We start from the raw sequence: 20,720 nt of genomic DNA on the forward strand, positions 1-20,720 counted from the left end.
AGGGGAGTGTCATGCCGTTCGCGGACGAGCTGGTCGGCAGGGGGACGATCGAGGCGCTCGCGAGCTGCCTGCACGCCGCCGATCCCGGGCGCCGGTGGGACGGGGTGGCGGCGAGCGCCGCGGCCCTGTCCCCGTTGGCGCTCGGGGCGCGCGTGCGGCTCGCCGCCGACGCCCTGGTGGCCGACTGCGGTGAGGGGTTCGCCGCGGTGGCTGCCGTCGTCCGGGCGGCGTTGCCCGACCCGTCGTTCACGGGCTGGATGATCTGGCCGGTCACCGAGGCGGTCGCCACCGCGGCGGTGGTGGAGGCTGCGGCGGACGACGGTCCGGCGTTCGACGACGGCCTCGCACTGCTCGCCGAGCTCACGCCGCGGCTCACGGCCGAGTTCGCGTTGCGCACGTTCCTGAACGCCGACCTGGATCGGACGCTCGCCGTCGTCGAGAAGTGGGTGGCGCACCCCGACGAGCACGTGCGCAGGCTCGCGAGCGAGGGCACCCGCACCCGCCTGCCGTGGGCACGGCAGGTGCCGGAGCTCAACCGGCGGCCCGACGCGACGCTCCCGATCCTGGAGGCGTTGTACGCCGACCCGGCGGAGTACGTGCGACGCTCGGTCGCCAACCACCTGAACGACCTGAGCAGGCTCGACCCGGCGCTCGCCGTCGCGGTGGCCGACGGGTGGCTGGCCAGGCCGGCGGAGTCGACCCCGCGGGTCGTCCGCCACGCGATGCGCACCCTGGTCAAGAAGGCCGACCCCGGTGCGCTCGCGCTGCTCGGGTTCCCGCCCGCGCCCGACGTCGCCGTCGGAGCGCCGCAGCTGGTGGCCGGGGTGGTGGCGCTGGGCGACGAGCTGGAGTTCTCGGTGGAGCTGGTGAACAACGGCGCGGCCGAGGCACGGTTGGTCGTCGACTACGTGGTGCACTACCGCAAGGCCGCCGGTTCGCTGGCGCCGAAGGTCTTCAAGCTCACGAGCCGGACGCTCGCGCCGGGGGAGCGGGTGGTGCTGGCGAAGCGCCACTCGTTCCGGCCGGTGACGACCCGCCGGCACTACCCCGGCGAGCACGCCGTCGAGGTGCAGGTGAACGGGGCGCGGTCGGGCAGGGTGACGTTCGACGTGGTCGGGATCGAGCCTGCGGGACAGTCGCGGCTATGACGCCGTCGGGTTGAGGACGGCGGCGCACGCCGCCAGCAGCGCGAGGTCGTCGACGATCGAGTTCTGCACGCGTTGTCGCCGGCCCAGTTCCGCCCGCATCAGCGGCGCCGCGTCGGCAGCGGCAGCATCCATCTCGGCACCCATCTCGGCAAGGCATCGCGCGACGTGCAGCCGGGTGTACTTGTTCTCCGCCCACACCGCGGTCAGCGTGGAGATCTCGGTCCGGCCGGCGGTCCGCCACAGCGCCTGCGCCGCACCCGCACGTGTCCACGGGCTTTCGGCGCGCAGCAGCTCGTGCAGCTTCGGCACCGCGTCGGCGGCCACCGGGCCGAGTTCGGCCAAGGCCTCCGCAGCCCGTGGCACGTCGTAGACGCCGCCGTCCAGGTGCGCCGTCAGAACAGGCAGCGCCGAGGTCGGATCACCGGTGATGCGCCACAGTCCGAGTGCGGCGGCGATCTCGACCTTCGGCTCGCCGTGCTGGAGCAGGTGACGGACGGTCGGGATCGTCTCGGCCGCGGCAGGGCCGATCAGCCCCAGCGTCGTCACCACCTGCTCCGTCAGCGACGGGGGCTGCCCCAGCAGCTCCCGCAGCTCGGGGATCGCGTCGGCGGCGGCCGGGCCGAGCCGGCCGAGCGCCCCGACCAGCTCCGACCAGCTCCGGTCGACATCGGCGATACGGTTCCCGCCGGGGCGCAGGCGCTCTCGGATCAGCGGCACGAGGTCCGCGGCAGCCGACCCGAGTTTCCCGACCGCCGCGTGGACACCGCTCGGGATGCGCGGGCGTTCCAGCGCCCACCGGATCGCCGGAAGCGCTCGCCGATCACCGAGCCTCGCCAGCGCGCGTGGCAACGGGCCGATGGTCGACGACCCGTCCTGGAAGGAGAGGACCCACGGTGGCAGGCCCTCGCGCTGCGGGTGCATCCCGTCCTGCGGCGCGGCATCCAGGGCCCGCGCGAGCGCATCCGCCGCGGGCGCTGCCAGCGCGTCGAGCGGTGCCAACGCTTCGGCTGCGACAGCGGGTACGCGCGGGTGCGGGTCCGCGAGCCGGTCGCCGATCAGCCGAACCAGGTCGCCGTAGTCGCCACGCCATCCTTTGATGAGGTACGACGCCGGTCCGATCGCGTCGTAGCGGGCCTCCCAGGCCGGCTCCCCGATCAGGTGAGTCAGCAGGGCGATCCGCTCCTCGACGCGGTCGTCGAGGGCCCTGCTGAAGTCTCTGACCAGCTGAGCCGGGTCCGGGGTGGCGCGACCGGCCGCGTCCAGCTCCGCCTGCTCCCGGAGCTGACCGATCAGAGTATTCGTGGCCGGTCGTGCCGGTTCGCGGGGCGGCGCGGGGGCGGCATAGAGCTCACGCAGCAGCCGAACGGCCATCGGCACGACCTCGGTGGTGGGTGAACCCGCCGCGAGTTCGGTGAGTACAGCGAACCGCAGCTCCGGGTCGGGGCAGGTCGTCAACAGCTCGCCGAGCCAGGCCTCGGCACCCCCCAACCGGCCCACAGCCGCGACGATCGCGATGCGGGCCTGGCGGTCGGTCTCATCGGGGAACCGTGCCCGCAGCGCTGCGCTCGCCCGGGAACCACATACCCGCAGCGCCTTCGGTGCCGCGCGCCGGACCTCCGGATCGTCGTCGGCCAGCAGGTCGAGGAAGTCGGGGTACCGCTCGACGATCACCGGTCGTGCCGGGTCCTGCCAACCGCTGCCGGGCTCACCCATTTCGAGCTCATCGATGAAGGGCGCGCCGATGCTGGCCAGGAGCTCGACGATCGGACCTCGACCGGGCAGCGCCGGGCTCGTTGCGGCTTCCAGCAGGAACGGGATCGCGGCGAGCGTGCATTCGTACACATCGCCCTGGTGGTGCACGGAACCGTAGAAGCCGTCGAGCGCCATCTCCCGGTCGTCGGGATCGGCGCTGACGAGCTGCCGCACCAGGTCGGGAACCTCGTCGGCGGGGCCGTACGCGTGCGTCATCGACGCCCAGTCGATCTCGTCGAGGCCGGCGAACACGAACCGGATTCTGCCGGACCTATCCCCGGTGCGTGCTGCGGTACTCGCTCGGGCTGCAGCCGTGCACCGTGCGGAACTGGCGGGAGAAGTAGAACGGGTCCGGGTAGCCGACCGCGACGGCGACGTCGGCGATGTCGCGCGATGACGTGATGAGCAGCTCGCGGGCCCGGGCCATCCGCAGCCGCTTGGTGTACTCGACGACGCCGCTGCCGGTGGCGGCGCGGAAGAGCGCGGCGAAGTGGGACGTCGACAGGCCGGCCGTCCTGGCCAGCTCGCTGACGCTGACCGGCTTGGCGAAGTTGCGGCGCAGGTAGTCGTGCGCCTGGCGGACCGGTTCGGTGCGCCGCAGCCCGCCCCCGACGGTGTCGGCGGCGACCTGGGCGAGCAGCGCCCAGCCCGAGCCGGAGGCGGAGATCAGGCTCGGGACGGTCTCGTCGCGCTCCAGGAAGCCGATCGTGTCGTCGATCGTCGAGACGGCGCGGTAGACGTCGTGCAGCTCGACGACCTGCTCGCGACCGTCGGGAGCGATCACCGACAGCAGCTGCGCAACCTGGGTCCCGGCGGCATGCAACCACCAGATCGTCCATGGCCGTTTCGGGTCGGCCCAGTAGACGTGCGGCTGGTCCGGCGGCAGGACGAGCGCGTGGTGCGGGTGCACGACGCTGCTCCGCCCGCCGGCCTCGCAGTGCCCGATCCCGTCGACGCAGACGATCACCACGACCTCCGGCGTGCCCTCCGGACGGCGTCGACCGTGGTTCGCCGCGTGGGGGAAGTAGCCGGCGTCGGTGACGAGCAGCGCGGCCGTCGGCGGTCTGCGCAGCGCCGCTGCGACGAGCGGCCGGGGGAGCACGCGCAGCCGCTGGCCGGGGAAGCCGTCGGGGAGCAGCACGCCCCCACGGTACGTCGTCGGTGCCCGGAATCCGCGAATCGTCCAGGCAACTCGGTCGATTTGCCCATGGGGTCGCAGACCTCCCGCTCTTAGCGTCTCCCCATGCACGAGCTGCCGAACCGCCCGGTCGACCAGACCGCCGCCGCGGTGGCCGCATGGCACGAGCCGGTGACGATCGACAGCTACCTGCCGGAGCAGCCCGACCGCTACCCCGCCTACCTCGACCGCCGCGTCTACCAGGGCTCGTCGGGGCGGGTGTACCCGCTTCCGTTCCACGACCGGATCAGCCAGCAGCGCCGGCCCGTCGAGTGGGCGGCGGTGCACCTGGAGAACGAGTGGCTGCGTGTGATGGTGCTGCCCGAGCTGGGCGGGCGCATCCACGTCGGGCACGACCGCGCGAGCGGCTACGACTTCTTCTACCGCAACCCGGTGATCAAGCCGGCCCTCGTCGGGCTGGCCGGCCCGTGGATCGCCGGCGGGGTCGAGCTGAACTGGCCGCAGCACCACCGGCCGGCCACGTTCCTGCCCACCGACGTCGAGATCGAGCGCGAACCCGACGGCGCGGTGACGGTGTGGTGCTCCGACCACGACCCGTTCACGCGCATGAAGGGCATGCACGGTGTGCGGCTGCGGCCCGGGCACGCGACGCTGGAGCTGCGGGTGCGGCTCTACAACCGCAGCGAGCTGCCCCAGACGTTCCTGTGGTGGGCGAACGTCGCTGCCCGCGTCGACGAGCACTACCAGTCGTTCTTCCCGCGGGACGTGCGGATGGTGGCCGACCACGCCCGGCGCGCGGTCACGGCCTTCCCCGCGGCCGACCGGCCCTACTACGGCGTCGACTACCCCGCCCGCGCCGAGCACGGCGGCGACCGGCTCGACTGGTACCGCAACATCCCCGTGCCGACCTCCTACATGTGCGTCGGCAGCCGGGAGGGCTTCTTCGGCGGGTACGACCACGCCGCACGGGCCGGGTTCGTGCACGTCGCCGACCGGCAGATCGCCGTCGGGAAGAAGCAGTGGACGTGGGGCACCGCCGCGTTCGGGCACGCGTGGGATGCCAACCTGAGCGACGACGGCGCGCACTACGTCGAGCTGATGGCGGGCGTGTTCACCGACAACCAGCCCGACTTCGCACACATCGCGCCCGGTGAGACGAAGGTGTTCTCGCAGGTCTGGTACCCGATCCAGGAGATCGGGCCGGCGCAGGCCGCCACCGTCGACGCCGCGGTGCGGGTGGACGGTACCGAGCTCGGGGTCGCGGTCACCACGGCGCGGCCGGGGTGCGTGCTGCGCGTTGTCGACGCCGACGGCACGGCGACCGAGACGACCGTCGACATCGCGCCGGGCCGCCCGTGCCTGCTCACGCTGGCCACGGCGCCCGTCGGGCTGCGGGTGTTGCACGACGGTGCCGAGCTGGTGAGCTGGTCGGCCGAGGTGCCCGCCACCAGCACGAAGATCGTGCCCGCGCGCGAGCCGGCCGCGCCCGCCGACGTCCCGTCGGTCGAGGAGCTGGCGGTGATCGGCGCGCACCTGCAGCAGTACCGCCACGCCACCCGTTGCCCCGAGCCCTACTGGCGCGAGGCGCTGCGCCGCGACCCCGGGCACGTGGCCAGCAACGTCGGTCTCGCCGGCCGGGCGTACCGCAGCGGCGACTTCGACGCCGCCGAGACGCACCTTCGTGCGGCGATCGCCCGCCAGACCGTGCTGAACGCCAACCCGGCCGACACCACCGCGTTCTACCTGCTCGGGCTGGTGCTGGAGCGGACCGGACGCGCGGACGAGGCCTACGACGTCCTCGGCAAGGCGTCGTGGACGCGTGAGTGGCGCGCGGCCGCCGGCTACCGGATGGCCCGCATCGACGCAGCCGCCGCGCGTGACGCCGCCGCTCTCGGCCGGCTCGGCGACGTGCTGCGCACCGAACCGGAGCACCTGCAGGCACGGGCGCTGCGGGTGCTCGTGCTGCGCAGGCTCGGCCGCGATACCGACGCCGGGGAGCAGCTGCGCGCGACGCTGGCACTGGACCCGCTCGACTGCTGGACCCGCGACCTCGCCGGCCGGCCGGCGTCCGGCGACGCCCAGGCGTGCGTCGACGTCGCCATCGAGTACCGCGGTGTCGGCGAGCCCGAGGCCGCGCTGCGCCTGCTCGACCTCGCCGACCAGCGGGAACGCCGCAGGGTGATCGGGCGGCAGGCGATCGGCCAGACGGCGGCCGGTGCGATGATCGCCTATCACCGCGCTGCGATCACCGGCCGCGCGGCGAACCCGCCGGACCCGACCTGGTGCTTCCCCTCGCGGCTCGACGACGTCGCGGCGCTGGCGGCCGCCGATCCGGCCGATCCGGTGGCGGCTGCCCTTCGTGGGCACTGGCTCTACGCGGCCGGCCGTCCCGACGACGCCCTCGCGGCCTGGCGGGCGAGCGCCGCCGCCGACCCGTCGGACCCCGTCGTCTGGCGCAACATCGGCCTCGCCGCGTACAACCACCTCGGCGACGCCGCGGCCGCGCGCGGCGCGTACGACCGGGCGCTCGCCGTCGCCGGTCCGGACGCCCGGCTGGTCGTCGAGAGCGACCGGCTCGACGCGCGCCGCGGAGTGCGTCCAGAACGGCGACTGGAACGGTTGTTGCAGGTCAGGACACTTGTCGAGACCCGCGACGATGCCACCGTCGCGCTCGCCGACCTGCTGCTCACCGCCCGGCGGCTCGACGACGCCCGCGCGCTGCTGCTCGGGCGGACGTTCCAGCCGTGGGAGGGCGGCGAGGGAGAGGTGGTGCGGGTGTGGGACCGGCTGTGCCGACTGTCGCAGGACCCGGACGCCGCGCTCGACCCGCCACGGACGCTCGGCGAGGCACGTCACCCGCTGGCCAGCACCGCGGCGCTGCACCTGCAGCGCGGTGACCTGCTCGCCGCGGCCGGGGACCACCCCGGCGCCGCGCAGGCATGGGAATTGGCGGCTGCCGAGCAGGGCGATTTCCTCGGGATGAGCGCGCAGACCCACTCCGAGGCCACCTACTCCTCGGTGCTGGCTCTGCGCCGGCTGGGCCGCGACGCGGACGCGGCAGCGGTGACCGACGCGCTCCGCGCGTTCTGCGACGAGCTGGCCGCCACCCCTGCGCGTGTCGACTTCTTCGCCACCTCGCTGCCGTCGATGCTGCTGTTCACCGAGGACCCGGCGGACGCGCAGGACCGGCGGCTGCTGTTCCTGCGCGCCCAGCTCGACGTGCTCGACGGCGACCACGAACAGGCGCGGGGACGGCTCCGTGCGCTGCTGGAACTCGACCCGCACCACGTCCCCGCAATCGATCTCGCAAGCGACCTCGCCCGTGAACCGCTGGAGGTGCAATGACGCCCGCCCCCGACAAGCTGACGATCACGCTCTGGGACTTCTCCTGGTACGTCCGAACGGGTCCCGGGGAGCCGTTCGCCGACCTCGACGCCGCGTTCGCGCAGGCCGTCGAACGCGGCTACAACACCGTGCGGATCTGCGCGATGCCGTTCCTCCTGTTCGGCTCCGGGCTTGATACCTCCGCGCTGCGGCTCGGCCCGCTGGGCGGCGGGTACGGCCAGGGGCTGCGCTGGTACGACGTGCAGGCCGAGACCACCATCGACGCCCGCGCGCACCTGCTCGCGTTCTTCCGCGCAGCCCGCCGGCACGGAGTCCGGGTGATCGTCTCCTCGTGGGAGTACCAGCAGAGCTCGGCGTTCGCCGCCACCTCCGACTGGTGGGACGCGCTGCGTGCGGTGCCGCCGGCCGAGCGCCCCGACCGGCTCGCCGACGCCCACGCCGACCTGATGGACCTGCTCGTCGCCGAGGACCTCGCCGACGCCGTCGCCTACACCGAGATCCACAACGAGGTGCAGACCGGGCACCTCACCGAGGGACAACCGGCCGGCGCCGACCGGGTCGTCGAGCTGGGCCCGTCGCTGGAGAAGGCCGTCGAGCGGTTCCGCGCGCGGCACCCCGGGCGACCGATCACCGTCAACTACGGCGGTGTGCCGCACGCCTCGATGCGCGGCATCCCGACCAACATCGACGTGCTCGCCGTGCACCCATACGTCTACGGCGTGCTCGGCGCGCTGATCGAGGAGTTCGGGCTGCGCCGCCCCGTCGAGGAGTTCCCGCAGGAGGCGGCCTCGGCGATCCTGCGGCCGGGCGCGCCGCCGGCCGCGCAGTGGACGGTCCCCGCCGAGCACGCCTGGCGGATGCAGGCCACGATCATCCGCCAGGCCGAGGTATATGTGCACGACTGGACCGATGCGGGCGCGTTCGACCGCTGGCTCTACGACCACTACGGCGAGCACCGCGTCGCGATGGCCGAGAAGCTCACGATGTGGCTGGACGTCGCCGCCGACTGGGCGGCCGCGCACGGCGTCCCGCTCGTGCTCGGCGAGGGCTGGGTCGGCTACACGCCGCTGCACGGCATGTTCGAGGAAGGGCCCGTCGGGGCCGAGATCTGCCGGTTCGCCGTCCGCGAGGCGGCGGCGCGGGGGGCGTGGGGCACCGTCGTCTGCTCCAACGCCGCACCCCAGCACCCGATGTGGGACGACATCGCGCTCCAGCAGGAATGCAACTCTTCGTTCACCGCAGCTGCGCCAACGGCGGCGCACGGGAGGTCGTCATGAGCACGTCATCCACCGGGTTGTCCCGGCGCCGGTTCCTCGTCGGCGCCGCGAGCATCGGCGCCGTCCCGCTGCTCGCGAGCTGCGTGGGCTCGGGCTCGGACGCCGGCACCCCCGCCGGCGGCGCGACGACGCTCACCCTGCAGTCGTCGATCCAGGACACCGGGCCGAAGGCCGCGCTGCAGGAGGTCGTCGCGGCCTACACCGGCCAGCAGACCACTCTCAACTCCGTCGCGACCGAGCAGTTCCGCGCGCAGCTCTCGACGTACCTGTCCAGCTCCACCCCGCCCGACGTGCTGGCCTGGTACGCGGGCTCGGTCGCCAACTCCTATGCCCAGCAGGGGCTGCTGCTGGACGTCTCGGACCTCTGGGGGCCCGGCGGGGCGTGCGCGAACTTCTCGCCGGCGCTGCGCGCGCTGTCCACGTCGAGCGACGGCAAGGCGATCTTCGTGCCGACCAGCTACTACTGGTGGTCGATCTTCTACAAGAAGTCGGCGTTCGCGCAGTGGGGCATCGAGCCGCCGACGACCTGGGACGGCTTCATCGCCTTGTGCGACCAGCTGAAGGCGCGCGGCATCCACCCGCTGACCAACGGCATCGGTTCGACCGCGTGGATGACATCGGGCTGGTTCGACTACCTGAACCTGCGCATCAACGGTGCGACCTACCACCGTGAGCTGCTCGCCGGGAAGCACTCGTTCGAGGACAAGCAGGTGGCCGACGTCCTCGACCAGTACCGCCGGCTGATCCCGTACTTCCACCCCAACCAGACGTCGTGGGACGCGCAGCAGGCCGTCACGCCGATGGTCAACAACGAGGCGGCGATGTACCTCGTCGGCGCGTTCTGCACGCAGTACTTCCCGAAGGAGCAGCAGGACGACCTGGACTTCTTCTCCGTCCCGACGATCAACCCCGGCGTCCCGACCGCCGAGGAGGCGCCCACCGACGGGTTCTTCGCCGCCGCGGGGAGCAAGAACCCGCAGGGTGCGAAGGACCTGTTGTCCTACCTGGCCTCGGCCAAGGCGCAGCAGACCTACATCCAGAAGTCCGGCTCGTCGAACATGCCGACCTCGCCGGAGGTCGACACGACGACGTTCAGCCCGCTGGTGCAGAAGGGCATCGCGCTGCTGAACAGCACCCAGGAGATCACGCAGTTCTTCAACCGCGACTCCAGCGACGCCCTGCAGGCGACCGCCGACGCCGCGCTCACGAAGTTCCTGGCCAACCCGGCGGACATCCCCGCTGCGCAGCGGGAATGGCAGGCGGCCGCGAAGCAGGTCTTCACGTCATGACCGGCGCGACGGCTCTGCGTGCCCGGCCGCGGACCGGCGGCTCGGCCCCCGGCGTCCGGAAGCGGCGCGGGGTCCTGGGCCGGGTGCCCGTGCTGGTCTGGGTGTTCCTCGCGGTGCCGCTCGCGGTGGAGCTGTTCTGGGTGTTCTGGCCCGCTTTCAACAGCTTCTCGCTCTCGTTCACCAGCTGGAAGGGAGTCGGCCCCGCGCAACCGGTCGGGTTCGCCAACTACGAGCGTCTCTTCGCCGACCCGGTGTTCATGACGGCGTTGCGCAACAACGCCATCTGGGTGGTCGGGTTCGGCGGGCTCTCGGTGGCGGGCGGGCTCGCGCTCGCCGTCGCGCTCAACCGGCCCGGTCGGGGCATCTCGATCTACCGCAGCGCGATCTACCTGCCGATGGTCGTCTCGCTGGCCGTCACGGGCCTGCTCTGGCGGGTCATGTACCAGCCCGACGGCCCGATCGACGCGGGGCTCGGGGTGCTCGGGCTCGACGCCTGGTCGAGGCAGTGGCTCGCCGACCCCGACACCGCGCTCTACGCCGTGCTGATCGCGGCGGTCTGGCGGCAGGTCGGCTACATCATGGTGCTCTACCTCGCGGGCTTGAAGGGCGTCGATCCGTCGCTCGAGGAGGCGGCGGCCGTCGACGGCGCGAACGCGTGGCAGCGGTTCTGGCGCGTGGTGATGCCGCAACTGCGCGGGGTGAACACGGTGATCTTCGCCGTCACCGTGATCGACTCGCTGCGCACGTTCGACATCGTGTGGGCGATGACCCGTGGCGGCCCGTACAACATGACGCAGCTGCTCTCGACGTACATGTTCCAGCAGGGGTTCACGCTGGTGAACCTCGGCTACGGCTCCGCGATCGCCGTGGTGATCTTCGTGCTCGCGGTGGCGTTCATCATCACCTACCTGGTCCGCCAGTCGCGCGAGGAGGCCTGACGTGAGCGTGATCAACCGGCCGCGCCCGGCCTGGTTCCACGTGATCATGGTGCCGTTCACGCTGCTCTGGCTCGCGCCGATCGTGTTCGTCGTTTTCGTCGCCGTCCGCAGCTTCGACGACATCGCCGCGCGCGGCCTCGGTGCGTTGCCCGCGAGCTTCTCGCTGGAAGGGCTGGTGACCGCGTTCGCGGGCGGGCGGTTGGGCGCCGCGCTGGTGAACAGCGCGATCGTCACCGTGTTCGCGGTGATCGCCTCGCTGGCGCTGGCAGCGGTCGCGGCGTTCGCGCTCTCGCGGTTCCGGATCCCGTTCCGGCGCACGATCCTGCTGGTCATGCTGGCCGGCAACCTGCTGCCGCCGCAGATCCTGCTGATCCCGGTCTCCAGGATCACGCAGTCGCTCGGGATCTACGACACGCTGTTCGCGGTGATCGTCGTGCAGGTCGGGTTCGGGCTCGGCTTCTACACGTTCGTCCTGCACGGGTTCATGCGCTCGCTGCCGGCGGAGGTGTTCGAAGCGACGGTGCTCGACGGCGCCGGCGCGGGCCGCACGTTCTGGAGCATCGTGCTGCCGCTGTGCCGGCCGGCACTCGCGGCGCTGGCCGCGCTCGCCACGACATGGATCTTCAACGACCTGATCTGGGCGATGACCGTGCTCCGCACCGAGACGAAGTTCCCTGTGACCGCCGCGCTGCTGAACCTGCAGGGCGGGTTCTCCAGCGCGTGGAACGTCATCGCGTCCGGCTCGCTGGTCGCGGCGATCCCGACGGCGATCGTGTTCTTCGTGTTCCAGAAGCAGTTCGTCTCCGGGCTGCTGGTGGGGTCGAACAAGTGAGCCGCTACGAGCTGCGGACGGCGCGGTCGGTCTACGTCGTCGCGGAGGCGCCCGAAGGGCTCGTGCTGGAGCACTGGGGCGATCCCGCGCGGGTGCCGGAGCGGCCGTCGGTGCGGCGGGCATCGTTCGAGACCGCGGCCGACGTCGCGCCGCTCGAGTACGCCGCGGCCGGGACGCGGTACACCCAGACCAGCGAGCTGCTGGTCGAGGGCCCGGTCGACGGGGCCCGGCTGCAGCTGCGGTCCGTCACCCACGCTGACGGGTCGCTGCGCGCCGAGCTCGCCGACGACGACACCGGCATCGAGGTGGTGCTGCACTGGCGCACCTCACTGGAGCACGACGTCGTCGAGCGCTGGGCGCGGATCCGCTCGACCCGTCACGAGGTGGCGCTGACCAGGGCGTTCACCGCTGGGTGGAATGTTCCGGTCGGGCCGGGCGCGCGGGTCACGCAGCTGGTGGGGACGTGGTCGCGGGAGTTCACCCCCGCCGAGGTCGACCTGCCGGCCGGGCAGCTGCGGCTGGGCAGCCGGCAGGGTGTCACGTCGCACGAGTACTCGCCGGTCGTCGCGCTGCGCTCGCGCGCCGATCCCGGCGAGGCGTACGGCGTCGCGCTCGCCTGGAGCGGCTCGTGGCGGATGCAGGTCGACGCGGTGCCGTTCCGCGACGTCGTGCGGGTGAGCGCCGGTGTCGACGACGAGTCGACGGTGATCACGCTCGGGCCCGGCGATGGCTACGAGACGCCGCGGATGCTGGGTGTCTGGAGCGCCGACGGGGCGGCCGGGCTCGCGAACGCGTGGCACGACTACCAGCGCGGGACGCTCGCGCGGCCCGGGGACCGGCCTGTCGTCTACAACTCCTGGTACGCGACCGGGTTCGACGTGCGGGTGGAGCACCAGCTCGCCCTGGCCGACGTCGCGGCCGGGATCGGCGCCGAGGTGTTCGTCGTCGACGACGGGTGGTTCGCCGGGCGCACCAGCGACCGCGCCGGGCTCGGCGACTGGCACGTCGACCCCGAGAAGTTCCCCGACGGGCTGAAACCGCTGGTCGCGGGCGTGCTGGAGCGCGGCATGCGGTTCGGGCTGTGGGTGGAGCCGGAGGCCGTCAACCCCGACAGCGACCTGTACCGGGCCCACCCGGAGTGGGTGTACCGGGCCGGCGACCGGCCGCTGACGACCATGCGGAACCAGTACGTGCTCGACCTCGGCCGTCCCGAGGTGGAGGCGTGGGCCGCGGCGATGCTGCGCCGGCTGCTCACCGAGCACCCGATCAGCTACCTGAAGTGGGACATGAACCGGGCCGTCACCGACGGCGGCCGCCCCGGCGGCCCGCACGGTCGGGAGTGGACGATCGCGCACACCCGCGCGTACTACCGGCTGATGCGGCTGCTGCGCGACGAGTTCCCGCACGTCACCGTCGAGGCGTGCGCGGGCGGCGGCGGGCGGATCGACAACGCCGTGCTCGCGCTCAGCGACGTCGTCTGGCCGAGCGACGAGACCGGGCCGCGCGGCCGGCTCGCGATCCAGCACGGCTTCCTCTCCGCCTACCCGCCCTCGGTGATGAGCTCGTGGGTCACCGACGAGCCGGACCGGCTCGACACCGCGCCCGCGAGCCTCGAGTTCCGGTTCGTCGTCGCGATGGCCGGTGTGCTGGGCATCGGCAGCGACCTGCTCGCCTGGGACACCGCGACGAGCGATCGTGCGCGTGAGCTGGTCGCGCTGTACCGGGAGCTCCGGCCGGTGATCCACGCCGGCGACGTGACACGGCTCGGCGAACCGGGCGAGGCGCACTACGCCGTCCAGTACACCGCGGGCTCACGGGTGGTCGTGCTGGTGTGGCGGCGGCCCGGTGATGGGCCGGTGCGGGTGCGGCTCGCCGGGCTGGAGCCGGGCGCGCAGTACCGGTTCGGCGAGGAGGTGCTGCACGGTGCGGCGTTGCGGGTCGGCGGGCTGACCGTGCCGTTCGCGCTGGCGCCGGACTGCGACGTCGTCGTGCTCGACCGGCTCGCATGATCGTCACCGATCCCGCGCACGGCGGCCGGTGGACGTCGCTGCTGCTCGACGGGCGGGAGTGGCTGTGGCGCCACCCCGACCCGGCGGTCGCGCGGGCGCGGCTGCTGGTGGCGCCGGGCGCGGAGTTCGTCGACGCCGGGGGAGTCGAGGAGTGCTTCCCGACCGTGCGGGGCGTGCCCGACCACGGTGACGTGTGGACGCGGCCGTGGTACGGCGGCACCGTGCGCACGGGATCGCTGCGGTTGGCGCGCGAGATCGACGGCGGCCGGGTGGCCTACGAGGTGACCGGCCCGCCGGGCACGCCGTTCGTGCATGCGGTGCATGCGCTGCTGGACGTCTCGCCGTCGTCGTGGGTGGAGGCGCCCGGCGTGGAGTCGGCGGTGCTGCTGGACGGGCCGGGCGGCACCGTTGCGTGGCCGTCGGGCCTCGACCGGCTCGGCCCCGACGACGGGACCGCCGTGGCCGCCCTCCTGCCGGGGTGCTCGCAGGTGACGGTGGTCGACGGCCCCGACGCCAGGGACCGGCTCCGGTTCCGCTGGCGGGTGACGCACGGCGAGGCGACCTGCTCGTTGCTGGTGTGGCGCAACCTGCGCGGCTGGCCGGCCGGCGCGCCGTACCGCTCGATCGGGATCGAGCCGATGCTGGGCACGTCCGCGGACCTGTCCGGCACCCCCGCCGAACTGGGCGCGGACGGCCGGCCGGCCTGGGAGGTCACCGTCGACAACGACGTTATGGCTGTTTGTTAGCGCTCACATCAGCCAGAACGTCGTTGTCGACGCGGCGGGCGTGCGCGGCTTTGGCTGTCAGGTACTGCTGCTCCGGGAGGTTCGTGGTGGCTTTTGCGGCCGCTGTGTAGTGCTTCGCGGCTGTGGTGGTGTCGCCTCGCATTTCGTGGAGGTGGCCGCGCACGGCGTCGAGCCGGTGGTGGCCGGGCAGCTGCTCGTCGAGCGGCTCCAGCAGCCGCAACCCGGCCTCGGGGCCGTGCAGCATGGCCTCGGCGATCGCGAGGTTGAGCGTCACCATCGGGCTGTCGGTGAGCTGCGCGAGCAGCCCGTAGAGCATCCGGATCTGCGTCCAGTCGGTCGTGTCGGTGCTGGTGGCGGTGTCGTGGACGGCGGCGATCGACGCCTGCAGCTGGTACTCGCCGACGACGCCGCGCGCCATCGTCTCGGTGATCAGCGCGACGCCCTCCGCGATCATCGTGCCGTCCCAGCGGGAGCGGTCCTGCTCGGTCAGCGGCACCAGCTCGCCGAGGGGGCCGGTGCGGGCGGCGCGCCGGGCGTGGGTGAGCAGCATCAGCGCGAGCAGGCCGGCCACCTCACCGTCGTCCGGACGCAGGGCGTGGGCGGTCCTGGTCAGGCGGATCGCCTCGGCGGCGAGGTCGACGCGCTGCAGGTCGTCGCCCGCGCTGGCGGCGTAGCCCTCGTTGAACATCAGGTACAGCACCCGCAGCACGGGTTCGAGGCGCTCGCCAGGGGCGCGCAGCTCGGCGGTCGCGGCCTTGATCCGGGCCTTCGACCTGCTGATCCGCTGCGCCATCGTCGCCTCCGGCACGAGGAAGGCCCGGGCGATCTCGGCCGTCGTCAGCCCGCCGACCGCGCGCAGCGTCAAAGCGATCGCGGACGCCGGCGTGAGCGTCGGATGGCAGCAGAGGAACAGCAGGTCGAGCGTGTCGTCGTGGTCGTCGACCGGCGGCGCGGGCGGCTCCAGCGCCACCAGCTCCTCGCGGCGCCGCCGGGCCTGCTCGCTGCGGAACAGGTCGGTCAGCTTGCGCTCCGCGGTCCGGTACAGCCACGCGCGCGGGTGCTCCGGGACTCCGTGGCGTGTCCAGTGCTCCGCGGCGACGATCAACGCCTCCTGCACGGCGTCCTCGGCCGCGGCGAAATCGCCGCTGCGGCGTGCGAGCGGGCCGAGCACCTGCGGCGCGAGCTCGCGCAGCAGGTGCTCGACCGGTTGCGTCACAGGTCCTCGCCGACGATGCCCATCACCTGCCGCACCTCGATGGGCTGCCCGATGGGGACGCCGCCGGGGCCGGGCGCCGACGACACCATCGCGGCGATCTCCAGCGCGCGCTCCTCCGACTCGACGTCGATCATCTGGTAGCCGGCGAGCATCTCCTTGGCCTCCGGGAACGGCCCGTCGGTGACCACGGGCGCGCTCGGGGTACCCGCCCGCACCACCTTCGCCAGCTCCGGCGAGACCAGCGCCAGCGCCTCGACCAGCTCCCCGTTCTCCGCGAGGGCGTTGTTGATCGCGATCAGCCGCTCCATGTGCTTCGCGGCGTCGGCGGGATCCCACTCCGTCATCGGCGGCAGGTCGACGTCGGCGGCGGTGTGCCTGGTCAGCAGGATGAACTTGGGCATGTGCGCTCCTTCTCGGTCCGGATCACCGTAGGCCGTGGCCCCGACGGCGGGGTTGCCGAACCGTAAGGAAACGCTTGCCGGACCGGCGCGCCCTTGTCATCGGCCGGGCAGTGCCGCGCAGGGGTGGGATGGGGGAAGCTTCTTCGCGTGGGGGAGCAAGAAGAAGTAGGGGGACGCGGCCGGTGCCGCGCCGCCGCTGACAACAGCGGTGGACGCGGCGCCGATCGTGGGGGGAGCCCGCGCCGGCTGGGGGGCCGGCGTGGGGGCTCCCGCCAGCGGGTGAGTCGACACTTCCGGCACGGTGAGTCGCCACCTCCGGCACGGCGAGTCCCACGTTCCAGCGCGCGAGTCCCACGTTTCAGTGGGCGAGTCCCGCGTTTCGGCGGGCGTATCCCGTGTTCCGGAGCCTGCGATGGGTGGTTCGAAGATCCCTACACGCGCCACGGCGCCGCATGGCGCTGGAGGCCGTAGAGCGTGCCGATCACGAGCACTCCGCTGACCGCGACCAGCACCCGTTCGGCGACGCCGACGGGGAGGTCAGCGCCTGTCACGGTGCCGACGATGATCAGCCCGAGCAGCACGCCCATGCAGGCGAAGCCCGCGGCCGCGGTGGGCAGCAGCAGCCACGACATGAAGCGGCGGCCCATCCGGACCGCGGCGAGGTGGACGGCGACGATTGCGGTGCCGACCGCGACGTTGTGGATCGTGCCCGGGAGCGTGTTGACCTGCTCGTCGAACACCGTCGCCACCGCGATGCCGAGCGGCCAGAGCGTGAGCAGCAGCAGGTCGGCGGGGCGGCTGGCGATCACCGCTCGGCCCGCCCTGGCCACGGCGGCCGTCACGCCGACGCACGTCGCCAGCAGCGCGGCCACGTAGAGCGCTTTGACGGCGCTCGTCGCGTAGGCGCTGATCGTGTTCGTGACCGCCTCCGCGGGCTGCTGCACGTCCAGCATGACGATGATGACGCCGGCCACGGCGAAGCCTGCGGTGGCGAGGTGGGCGGGCGAGATGGCGGCCAGCCGCGGCGCGAGCGGGGTGGTCATGGCATCGATACTGGCCCGAACGGGTTGCGCGCGGCCACCCGGAAGGCCCCCGATGCCCGGTAGGGCGAACCCCCAGACGGGTCAGGAAAGCGCCCCGGCCACCCGCTCGGCGGTGAGCGGAAGATCGCGGACCGCGACGCCGAGGACGTCGCGCAACGCGTTGACGATCGCGGCGGCCGTCGGGCCCTGCGCGGCCTCGCCGGCACCGAGGCTCGGCAACAGGAGCTGGTCGATCACCTCGACCGACACCGGCGGCACCTCGCTGAACCGCAGGATCGGGTAGGTCTCCCAGTCGGTGCTGGTGATCGTGCTGCGGTCGAAGCGGACCCGCTCGCGCAGCGTCCAGCTGGTGGCCTGCACCGCTCCGCCCTCGATCTGGTTGACGACGCCGTCGAGGCTCACCACCCGCCCGACGTCGACCGCGACGACGAGCCGCCGCACCACCACCTCGTGCACGGCCTCCACCTCCGCGACCACCGCGCAGTAGGCCCCGGTGCCCTTGTAGCGGGCGACTGCGATGCCGTGCCCGACCTCGTCGCCGCCCTGCCGGTCCGCCCATCCCGCGTTCGCAGCGGCACGTTCGAGCACGTCACGTGCCCGCTGGTCGTCGAGGTGCCGCAGCCGGTACGCGACGGGGTCGCAGCCGGCGCGCGCCGCGAGCTCGTCCATCGTGCCCTCGATCGCGACGACGTTCAGGAACGCGCCCAGCCCGCGGATCGCCGACGCCCGCGGCTCGGTCGCGAGCACCCGATGGCCCAGCACCGTGCGGTCGGGGAAGGCGTAGATCGGCTCGGCGTTGCGCAGCGCGCCGTGCGCGGGCGCCGGCGGGTCGACCGACGGCACCGGCGGCATCCCGCCCGTCATCGCCGCAGCCGCCAGCAGGCCGGGGGTGCCGGCGTAACCCGGCCGGGCGGTGTGGCCCTGGCTCCAGGTCTCGTGCCGCCACGACACGACGTCACCCGCGGCGTCGACCCCGGCCGTCACGTCGACGACCATTGCGGGCCCGAGCGGGCCGGCCGCCAGCTCGTCGGCCCGGCTCCAGAGCACCCGCACCGGCCGGCCCGGCACCGCTTTCGCGAGCAGCACGGCGTCGAACGCGGCGTCGTCGGCGCCGTTGTGCCCGTACGCCCCGGCGCCCTCCACGTGCTCCACGGCAACCGCGGAACGCTCCAGCCCGAGCGCGGCGGCGATCGCGCCCCGCAACGGGTGGATGCCCTGCGTGTGGCTCCAGACCCGGACGGAGTCGCCCTCCCACACGGCGATCCCGCAGCTCGGGGCGATCGAGCCGTGCGCGAGGTAGGGGCGGCTGTAGGACGTGCGCACCTCGGCGACGGGCGGCCGGCCGTCGGTGGCGGGCCCATTGAGTGTCGTGGTGACCGCCGCACCGGCGCGCAGCCACGTCGGCAGGTCGTCCTCATCGGGCAACGGCTCCACGGGGAGCTGCCAGTGCGCGGCGTCGGCCACTGTTGCCGCGGCGTCGATCGCCACCTCTTCGCGTGCGGCGACGACGCCGAGGAAGCTGCCGTCGCGGACCGCCGTGACCCCGAACGGCAGCTCGACCGGTTCGAGACCGGCCAGCACGGCGCCGCGCGCGGGTGCGCGCACGACCCGGCCGTGCAGCAGGCGGGGGAGCCGCAGGTCGTGGATGAACCGCGGCCGCCCGTACACCTTGTCGGGGAGATCCAGCCGGGCCGTCGTTGCGCCGGGCTCCGGCGGCTTCGGCGGCTTCGGCTCCACGAGCCCCTCGACGTCGCGATCGAGCACGTCCGGATCGATGTCCCAGTACGTCATCGAGCGCCCGTCGCCCGCGGTGACGGTGCCCTCTGCGACCGTGAGGTCGTCGACGGCGACGGCCAGCTTCGCCGCAACGGCGTCGAGCAGCGCAGCCCGTGCCTCGGCGCAGACCTGCCGCAACGCCTCACCGGAGTCCTGCACCGAGAGGCTGCCCGCGGTGAGGCCTTCGTCGGGCCCGGCGTCGGTACTCGCCGGTGCCATCAGCACCTGGTCGATCGCGACGTCGAGCTCGTCGGCGACGATCCGGGCGAGCGCGCTGAGGATGCCCTGGCCCAGCTCGACCTTGCCGGAGCGCACCTCGACCGTGCCGGCCTCCGCGAACCCGAGCCACGTCGAGATGTTGGGGTTCGCGCGCAGGGTGCGCGAGAGGGGCGCGGAGATCACGTCATCTCCACGGCCCGCCGCACCGCGCGCACCACCCGGTTCTGGGCGCCGCACCGGCACAGGTTGCGGTCGAGGTGGCGCCGGATCGCACCCTCGCTCGGCGCGGGTTCGGCCGCGAGCAGCGCCGCGGCGTTCACGACGATCCCGCTCATGCAGTAGCCGCACTGCGCGGCCTGCTCGTCGACCAGCGCCTGTTGCACCGGGTGCGGCGCCAACCCCTCGACGGTGACGACGTCCTTCTCGCGCACGGACCACAGCGGGGTGTCGCACGCCGGCGTCGGTTGCCCGTCGACGAGCACGAGGCACGCCCCGCAGAGCCCGCTGCCGCAGCCGAAACGGGTGCCGACCAGCCCGAGGTCGTTGCGCAGCACGTGGATCAGCGCCGTGGCCCCGGGAGCGGGGGAGACCACCGGGTCGCCGTTGACGCGGAAGGCGAGCCCCGGCCCGAGGAACCGGTCGTCGACGAGCCCGCCGGCCAGCGCCTTCTCGGTGGTGAGCGAACTGTCGGACCTGGAGTAGCGGTTGCGCAGCCCGACGATCGTGTCGATCGACTCCCTGGCGACCTTCCCGTCGGGCACGAGCCCCTCGACCGGGTCGACGATCGTTTCGACGTAGCGCCGCGCGGCGAGGTCGTCGAGCCCGAGGCGGCTGATCGCGCTGCGGGTGGCCTCCTCGCGCAGCTGGCCCGCGGCGAGCCGCGCGGCGGTCGCCACCAGGACCTGGGTGAAGCGCCACAGGCGCCCGGTGTCGGCATCGACGACGGGACCGTGCGCCGCGAGGACGGTGCCGAGGTACGGGCCGAGCGACGACGCCCTGGCCAGCCGCCGCGCGCCCTGCCCTTCGGCGCGCAGGTCGCTCCCGGCGTTGAGGACGGTGGCCGCGCAGCGGCCGGCGAGCAGCGCCTCCGCGCGTCGCGGGGTGGCCCCGAGCGGGACTACCGGGCAGTCCATGCCGGCGTGCAGGCCCTGCCCGGCGAGCAGCTCGTAGGCCACGAAGGCGAAGCCGGAGACGGAGACGTCGACGCCCAGCGGGAGCCCCATCAGGTCGTCGACGTCCTCGTGGCCGGGCCCGGCGAACAGGGAGAGCCCCAGCCCGCCGTCGACGGCCGCGAGGATCCTCACGTCGAACGTGCCGCCGAGCGGGTTCGCGTCGACGTAGCGGTAGGCGAGGAGGTTGTCGGGACTGGTCAGCGACACGTCGATGGTGCCGGCGACGAGCTCGCGGAAGTGCGCGGGGGATGACGTCGCCGCGACCTCCTCCACTTCGAGCTCCGCGGCGGCGAGCGCTCCGCTCTCCGCCGCGACGGACAGCAGCACGGAGGGGCTGAACGTCCCGACCCGGATCTTCTGTGTCATTGGCCGACCTCCCGAACTCGAAGGCTATCCGCAACCGGTTGCCTTCCGCTACC

15 protein-coding genes are annotated in these 20,720 nt (G+C 73.1%); 8 read left to right on the forward strand and 7 right to left on the reverse strand.

Annotation, left to right across the window (positions count from 1 at the left end; genetic code table 11):
• Nucleotides 1–11 precede the first annotated feature (11 nt).
• Nucleotides 12–1,148 (forward strand): DNA alkylation repair protein, encoded by a 1,137-nt coding sequence (locus tag LL648_RS30935; RefSeq protein ID WP_232666315.1) that lies wholly within the window; start codon nt 12–14, stop codon nt 1,146–1,148.
• On the opposite strand, the gene LL648_RS30940 is transcribed toward LL648_RS30935, so the two are convergent.
• Nucleotides 1,143–3,152, reverse strand: a complete 2,010-nt coding sequence (locus LL648_RS30940; RefSeq protein WP_232666316.1) for a HEAT repeat domain-containing protein — start codon at nt 3,150–3,152, stop codon at nt 1,143–1,145. The two genes, LL648_RS30935 and LL648_RS30940, sit on opposite strands and share 6 nt — an antisense overlap.
• Before the next feature lie 19 nt (nt 3,153–3,171).
• Nucleotides 3,172–4,041, reverse strand: coding sequence for an AraC family transcriptional regulator (locus tag LL648_RS30945; RefSeq protein WP_232666317.1), 870 nt, complete (start codon nt 4,039–4,041; stop codon nt 3,172–3,174).
• A 102-nt stretch (nt 4,042–4,143) separates the two neighbouring features.
• Between LL648_RS30945 and LL648_RS30950 the strand changes: the two genes are divergently transcribed.
• The 7 genes from LL648_RS30950 to LL648_RS30980 are packed head-to-tail and all read left to right on the forward strand — an operon-like array spanning nt 4,144 to nt 14,474.
• Entirely contained in the window at nt 4,144–7,383 is a 3,240-nt protein-coding gene (locus tag LL648_RS30950) for a DUF5107 domain-containing protein (protein WP_232666318.1), read from the forward strand.
• The gene (locus LL648_RS30955) at nt 7,380–8,660 is read left to right on the forward strand and encodes a cellulase-like family protein (protein ID WP_232666319.1); all 1,281 of its coding nucleotides are present in this window, start codon (nt 7,380–7,382) and stop codon (nt 8,658–8,660) included. Before LL648_RS30950 ends, LL648_RS30955 begins: the two co-directional genes overlap by 4 nt.
• Complete coding sequence (locus LL648_RS30960; RefSeq protein WP_232666320.1) at nt 8,657–9,949, forward strand: ABC transporter substrate-binding protein; 1,293 nt, start codon at nt 8,657–8,659, stop codon at nt 9,947–9,949. The genes LL648_RS30955 and LL648_RS30960 overlap by 4 nt, the downstream gene beginning before the upstream one ends.
• Nucleotides 9,946–10,887, forward strand: a complete 942-nt coding sequence (locus LL648_RS30965; RefSeq protein WP_232666321.1) for a carbohydrate ABC transporter permease — start codon at nt 9,946–9,948, stop codon at nt 10,885–10,887. The genes LL648_RS30960 and LL648_RS30965 overlap by 4 nt, the downstream gene beginning before the upstream one ends.
• A gap of 1 nt (nt 10,888) precedes the next feature.
• Entirely contained in the window at nt 10,889–11,719 is an 831-nt protein-coding gene (locus LL648_RS30970) for a carbohydrate ABC transporter permease (protein ID WP_232666322.1), read from the forward strand.
• Entirely contained in the window at nt 11,716–13,728 is a 2,013-nt protein-coding gene (locus LL648_RS30975; protein ID WP_232666323.1) for an alpha-galactosidase, read from the forward strand. Before LL648_RS30970 ends, LL648_RS30975 begins: the two co-directional genes overlap by 4 nt.
• Complete coding sequence (locus LL648_RS30980) at nt 13,725–14,474, forward strand: hypothetical protein (protein ID WP_232666324.1); 750 nt, start codon at nt 13,725–13,727, stop codon at nt 14,472–14,474. Before LL648_RS30975 ends, LL648_RS30980 begins: the two co-directional genes overlap by 4 nt.
• Here LL648_RS30980 and LL648_RS30985 read toward each other — a convergent pair.
• The 5 genes from LL648_RS30985 to LL648_RS31005 form a co-directional block, all read right to left on the reverse strand.
• Nucleotides 14,458–15,690 carry an RNA polymerase sigma factor gene (locus tag LL648_RS30985; RefSeq protein ID WP_232666325.1) on the reverse strand — a complete coding sequence of 411 codons (1,233 nt, stop codon included), beginning with the start codon at nt 15,688–15,690 and terminating at the stop codon, nt 14,458–14,460. The two genes, LL648_RS30980 and LL648_RS30985, sit on opposite strands and share 17 nt — an antisense overlap.
• The gene (locus LL648_RS30990) at nt 15,687–16,091 is read right to left on the reverse strand and encodes a YciI family protein (protein ID WP_232666326.1); all 405 of its coding nucleotides are present in this window, start codon (nt 16,089–16,091) and stop codon (nt 15,687–15,689) included. The genes LL648_RS30985 and LL648_RS30990 overlap by 4 nt, the downstream gene beginning before the upstream one ends.
• A gap of 431 nt (nt 16,092–16,522) precedes the next feature.
• Nucleotides 16,523–17,134, reverse strand: a complete 612-nt coding sequence (locus tag LL648_RS30995; protein ID WP_232666327.1) for a DUF998 domain-containing protein — start codon at nt 17,132–17,134, stop codon at nt 16,523–16,525.
• Between the two features lie 81 nt (nt 17,135–17,215).
• Nucleotides 17,216–19,312, reverse strand: a complete 2,097-nt coding sequence (locus tag LL648_RS31000) for a molybdopterin cofactor-binding domain-containing protein (protein ID WP_232666328.1) — start codon at nt 19,310–19,312, stop codon at nt 17,216–17,218.
• Entirely contained in the window at nt 19,309–20,667 is a 1,359-nt protein-coding gene (locus LL648_RS31005) for a 2Fe-2S iron-sulfur cluster-binding protein (RefSeq protein WP_232666329.1), read from the reverse strand. Before LL648_RS31005 ends, LL648_RS31000 begins: the two co-directional genes overlap by 4 nt.
• Between the last annotated feature and the right edge of the window lie 53 nt (nt 20,668–20,720).

The sequence above is a fragment of the Pseudonocardia sp. TRM90224 genome (assembly GCF_021245725.1).
Lineage (GTDB): Bacteria > Actinomycetota > Actinomycetes > Mycobacteriales > Pseudonocardiaceae > Pseudonocardia.

What these genes read in the sequence shown, in the direction of transcription:
- LL648_RS30960 (WP_232666320.1), top strand. Translation starts at nt 8,657, where the DNA reads ATGAGCACGTCATCCACCGGGTTGTCCCGGCGCCGGTTCCTCGTCGGC.
- LL648_RS30995 (WP_232666327.1), bottom strand. Translation starts at nt 17,134, where the DNA reads ATGACCACCCCGCTCGCGCCGCGGCTGGCCGCCATCTCGCCCGCCCAC.
- LL648_RS30965 (WP_232666321.1), top strand. Translation starts at nt 9,946, where the DNA reads ATGACCGGCGCGACGGCTCTGCGTGCCCGGCCGCGGACCGGCGGCTCG.
- LL648_RS30955 (WP_232666319.1), top strand. Translation starts at nt 7,380, where the DNA reads ATGACGCCCGCCCCCGACAAGCTGACGATCACGCTCTGGGACTTCTCC.
- LL648_RS30980 (WP_232666324.1), top strand. Translation starts at nt 13,725, where the DNA reads ATGATCGTCACCGATCCCGCGCACGGCGGCCGGTGGACGTCGCTGCTG.
- LL648_RS31005 (WP_232666329.1), bottom strand. Translation starts at nt 20,667, where the DNA reads ATGACACAGAAGATCCGGGTCGGGACGTTCAGCCCCTCCGTGCTGCTG.
- LL648_RS30935 (WP_232666315.1), top strand. Translation starts at nt 12, where the DNA reads ATGCCGTTCGCGGACGAGCTGGTCGGCAGGGGGACGATCGAGGCGCTC.
- LL648_RS30950 (WP_232666318.1), top strand. Translation starts at nt 4,144, where the DNA reads ATGCACGAGCTGCCGAACCGCCCGGTCGACCAGACCGCCGCCGCGGTG.
- LL648_RS30990 (WP_232666326.1), bottom strand. Translation starts at nt 16,091, where the DNA reads ATGCCCAAGTTCATCCTGCTGACCAGGCACACCGCCGCCGACGTCGAC.